Source organism: Leptolyngbya sp. FACHB-36, assembly GCF_014695955.1.
Lineage (GTDB): Bacteria > Cyanobacteriota > Cyanobacteriia > Leptolyngbyales > Leptolyngbyaceae > FACHB-36.
Genome location: NZ_JACJPG010000640.1, coordinates 1 through 3,679 on the forward strand (window position 1 = coordinate 1; position 3,679 = coordinate 3,679).

The window sequence follows — 3,679 nt, forward strand, 5'->3', positions numbered from 1 at the left end:
TTCCTGATGACAACTGGCTTCATTACGGGTGAAGTGCTGCATCTGGATGGCGGTGGTCGCTATGTATGAGGAAACAACGATTCACTTTCATGGCAATTTGGAGACTTCTTTATGAAATACATCATCAGTGTCGGCATTGCATTGCAACTTGTGGCAATCATGCCTGCTGTGAGGGCAGAAACAGCATTGCCGACGCCACAATCACCAACGCAATCGACAGCGCCGCGCGGCTCGGAACCGCGCCCAGCAGCAGCTTCTAATCGTGCGCGGGTTAATCTAGAACAACGAACATCCACGAAACCTGATTCTGTCAAACGTTCATTGGAACGCGATCGACTGATCTTAGAACGGTTTTTGATCAAAATTATTCCACCAGCTAGCAACTAATTAAGCATTGCTGATTCTAAGCATGAAATAGGGGCAGTATGCTCGGAACCTAATTTTCGAGCATACTGCCAACTCCACCTCCACACCTGTGGAACAAGCTATAGTCGCCCGAATGGGTGATTTGTTGCAAAGTCTGCGAAAACGGACTTCCCAAGCTTGTAGATAGAAAAGTCAAACAAAACGTTCTACCGAAGCATTCGTCATGGCTTACACCAACGCACAATTCCGCAGCATTCTCAATGGTCATGGTTTCAGCACCTCTTCCCAACCGGATGTTAACTTCCCCATTTCCAGCAATGAAGGACCGCTGACCGATAAAATTACGGTTGATGCTATTAAAGCCTTTCAGACCTATTTCAAACTTAAAGTAGACGGCATTGCAGGTCCGATTACGATCGCGAAAGCAGAACAAGCGATGCGAGTTTTACAGGATAATCTCAACCGCGTCATCAAGGCTAACATTCCTGCAAACCAGCCGTTTTATGGTCCCAGAACAGTTGCAGCAGTGAAAGAATTTGAGCGTCTCTACAAATTCAATGTTGATGGCATTGCTAATTTGGCTGTCCGTCAGCGGCTCAATGAGTTAGCTCGCGTTAGCGCTGCCTAATCGATTCACCTCAGTTCGGATTAAGCAACTATCTCGACCGACGTACTCACCTGACACTTGCTGCGGATGAATGCGGGTGAATCTCGATCGTGTTCCGCAGCCGCGCCAGAAGCAAAACAGAGGACTGAGAGGACAATCCCGGAGTTCCTCCAGTCCTCTGTTTCGATTCTGGCATTAGTTAGCTTGTACTAAGCAATAACGCCTTGCGATAGACGGCATGGAGGGTTTCAGTTTCTATAACGGAAGCAGCAACCCACACTGAAAGGACTTCTCATGGCTGTTGAAGATCTCCGTAAAAGCGAAATGATGGCGCACTTGTTGGATGCGCTCGATAAGGGACAAGACATCGGACACTACGGCAGGCTGACGTTTGCGATGATTGCTCGCCACTTTATGAGCGAAGACGAACTGATTCAGCACCTGCAAAAAGACACGGACTTCAATGAAACCGATGCCAAGGCGCTCGTTCAGCAAGTGCAGGGTAAAGACTACAACCCGCCCAAGCGCGATCGCATCCTGGACTGGCAAAAACAGCAAGACTTTCCCATCTGTCCAAATTCCGAAGACCCCGACGCCTGCAACGTTTACCGCGACCTGCAATTCCCAGAGCATGTGTACGAGCACATCTCCAGCTACTACGAGCAAAAAGCCACATCCTGAGCGGCACCGCGAGGCGCAACAGCCCGCATGCGAAACTGCTTTGACGGCACAAAGGTAATGCCGCGTCGGGCAGGCATCACGGCTCCTGTGTTGGCAAGCTCTAGCTGGTAAGCAGACAGCACTGTTGCCAGCACCAGCTTCATCTCGTACAGGGAGAATGCGGCTCCGATGCAGCTTCGCACGCCACCGCCAAAGGGCAAAAACTCGTAGGGCGTGAACTTGTTCTGAAGGAAGCGATCGGGCTGGAACTGCTCTGGCTGCGGGTAGGTCTGGGCACGACGATGCGCCAAATAGATGCAGGGAATCACGATTGTGCCGGGATCAAACGAGCAACTGCCGATCGTCACTGGCTCTTTTACCTTACGTGGTTGGGAAATCAGGGCGATCGGGTACACCCGCAGCGACTCCTTACACACAGCGGTCAGGTAGGGCAGTTGCGCCAGCGCATCGGGGTCATCGCTCCAGGCGCTAATATCCTGCTGAAGCTGCTGCAAAACAGCTGGGGTTTGGTGGATCCAGTAGAACGCCCATGCAAGGGCTGACGCTGTCGTTTCGTGTCCCAGCAGCAGCAGCGTCATGAGTTGGTCGCGGAGTTCGCGATCGCTCATGACATCGCCAGACTCGTCGTGCGCCGCCATCAGCAGCGACAGCACATCCGCGCGATCGTTCGATGGCGACTGTCGCCGCTCTTGAATTTCGGCATAGACGAGGGCGTCGATCTGCTGCATCTGCTGCAAAAACCCACCCCACGGACTCCACGTACCCAAATTCTGCTGCAATAGCGGAAAGAAAAACTGACTGGAATACAGCGGCGATGTCACTGACTCCAGCAGCGTGTTGAGCAACTGCTTGAGTTGCTCATAGCGGGGACCGGGAGCCATGCCAAACACGACGCGCAGAATCACCTGAAGCGAGATTTCCGAGGTCGAATGCCGAATCGAGAAGGGTTCGCCGATCGTCCAGTTGGCAATCACCTGTCGTGTAATGTCGCAGATTAGCGCTCCGTAGGTCCGCATCCGATCGCCGTGCAGCGGTGGCATCAGTAGCTGGCGCTGGCGTTGATGCTGCTCTCCGTCCAGCATAATCAACGAGCGATCGCCCGTTAGCGGTCGGAAGACATGCGTCACTTTGCCGAGTTCAAACTGTCCGGCAGGCGCGGTGAAAATTTGAGCGATGGCGTCAGGGTTGCCAAAAAAGACAACAGGCGGTGAATTCCAGCCCAGCACGCGCGTGGTAAAGGTATCTCCATACTGCTGAGCGCAGCGATCGAAAAAAGCGATCGGGTCAGCAACCAGTTGAAGCGTTTGGGCGAGGGCAGGCGTACGAGGACCGTTGGGCAACGTTGCAGACATGGCAAGTCAGATAAGCTCATTCCTGTTTAACGCAAAATCGTGCGGAATCGATCGCCAAACTCGTGTTTTATGAAGGTAATTTCCCTGAATTCGCTCTGCCATCGTGAAACTTGCATGATCTAGCGCGGTTGTGTCAGTAGAGCTACCCCAAAATCTGATAGCAGTGAGGGCATCCTAGCCGTACTGAAACGATCGTCGCTCCTCGAATGAGGCACTGTATGTACACCTCTGATGCTCCAAATCTGACACCGCCGGATGACGCAGCGCGATCGGATGCACCGATTGCCCAGCCTAGCTCACTGCCGCCGCTAGCAGAATCGCTGAACTGGCTGAGCCACTTTCGGCGCTATAGTCGGCTGCTGGTGGCAGTGATTGAGCCAACGACGTTGACCCTGCGCTACGGTAATGACCACTTCTACAACGTGGTTGGCGTTAGCCAGCAAGAGACTGGAGCCGCGACGAATTTGGGTGACGCACTGCCACAGTTACTATCGGCAGCAAGCAATCAGGCGATCGAGCGGCTGTATCGACGGCATCTCGTACATCGCGTGTTCAGCCAGCAGTACGGGGTCAATTTGGACCAGTGTCGGCTGCTCGATGAGCCGCTGCTGCTGACGTTAAATAGCCCACTTTACCCGGAGCCTCGCTGCGTGGAAGTCTGGCTGCGATCGGA

The 3,679-nt window shown here is 53.3% G+C and carries 3 protein-coding genes and 1 pseudogene; 3 read left to right on the forward strand and 1 reads right to left on the reverse strand.

Annotated elements, in window-relative coordinates:
• The first annotated feature begins 589 nt into the window (after positions 1-589).
• Complete coding sequence (locus H6F43_RS19635; protein WP_190344634.1) at positions 590-994, forward strand: peptidoglycan-binding protein; 405 nt, start codon at positions 590-592, stop codon at positions 992-994.
• 273 nt (positions 995-1,267) lie between these two features.
• On the forward strand, positions 1,268-1,654 hold the full coding sequence (locus H6F43_RS19640) for a hypothetical protein (protein WP_190344636.1): 387 nt from the start codon (positions 1,268-1,270) through the stop codon (positions 1,652-1,654).
• On the opposite strand, the gene H6F43_RS19645 is transcribed toward H6F43_RS19640, so the two are convergent.
• Positions 1,630-3,006 (reverse strand): cytochrome P450, encoded by a 1,377-nt coding sequence (locus H6F43_RS19645; RefSeq protein WP_190344637.1) that lies wholly within the window; start codon positions 3,004-3,006, stop codon positions 1,630-1,632. The genes H6F43_RS19640 and H6F43_RS19645 overlap by 25 nt on opposite strands.
• Before the next feature lie 218 nt (positions 3,007-3,224).
• Here H6F43_RS19645 and H6F43_RS19650 point away from each other — a divergent pair.
• Positions 3,225-3,679, forward strand: a pseudogene (locus H6F43_RS19650) (hypothetical protein); the annotation flags it as partial.

What these genes read in the sequence shown, in the direction of transcription:
- H6F43_RS19635 (WP_190344634.1), top strand. Translation starts at nt 590, where the DNA reads ATGGCTTACACCAACGCACAATTCCGCAGCATTCTCAATGGTCATGGT.
- H6F43_RS19640 (WP_190344636.1), top strand. Translation starts at nt 1,268, where the DNA reads ATGGCTGTTGAAGATCTCCGTAAAAGCGAAATGATGGCGCACTTGTTG.
- H6F43_RS19645 (WP_190344637.1), bottom strand. Translation starts at nt 3,006, where the DNA reads ATGTCTGCAACGTTGCCCAACGGTCCTCGTACGCCTGCCCTCGCCCAA.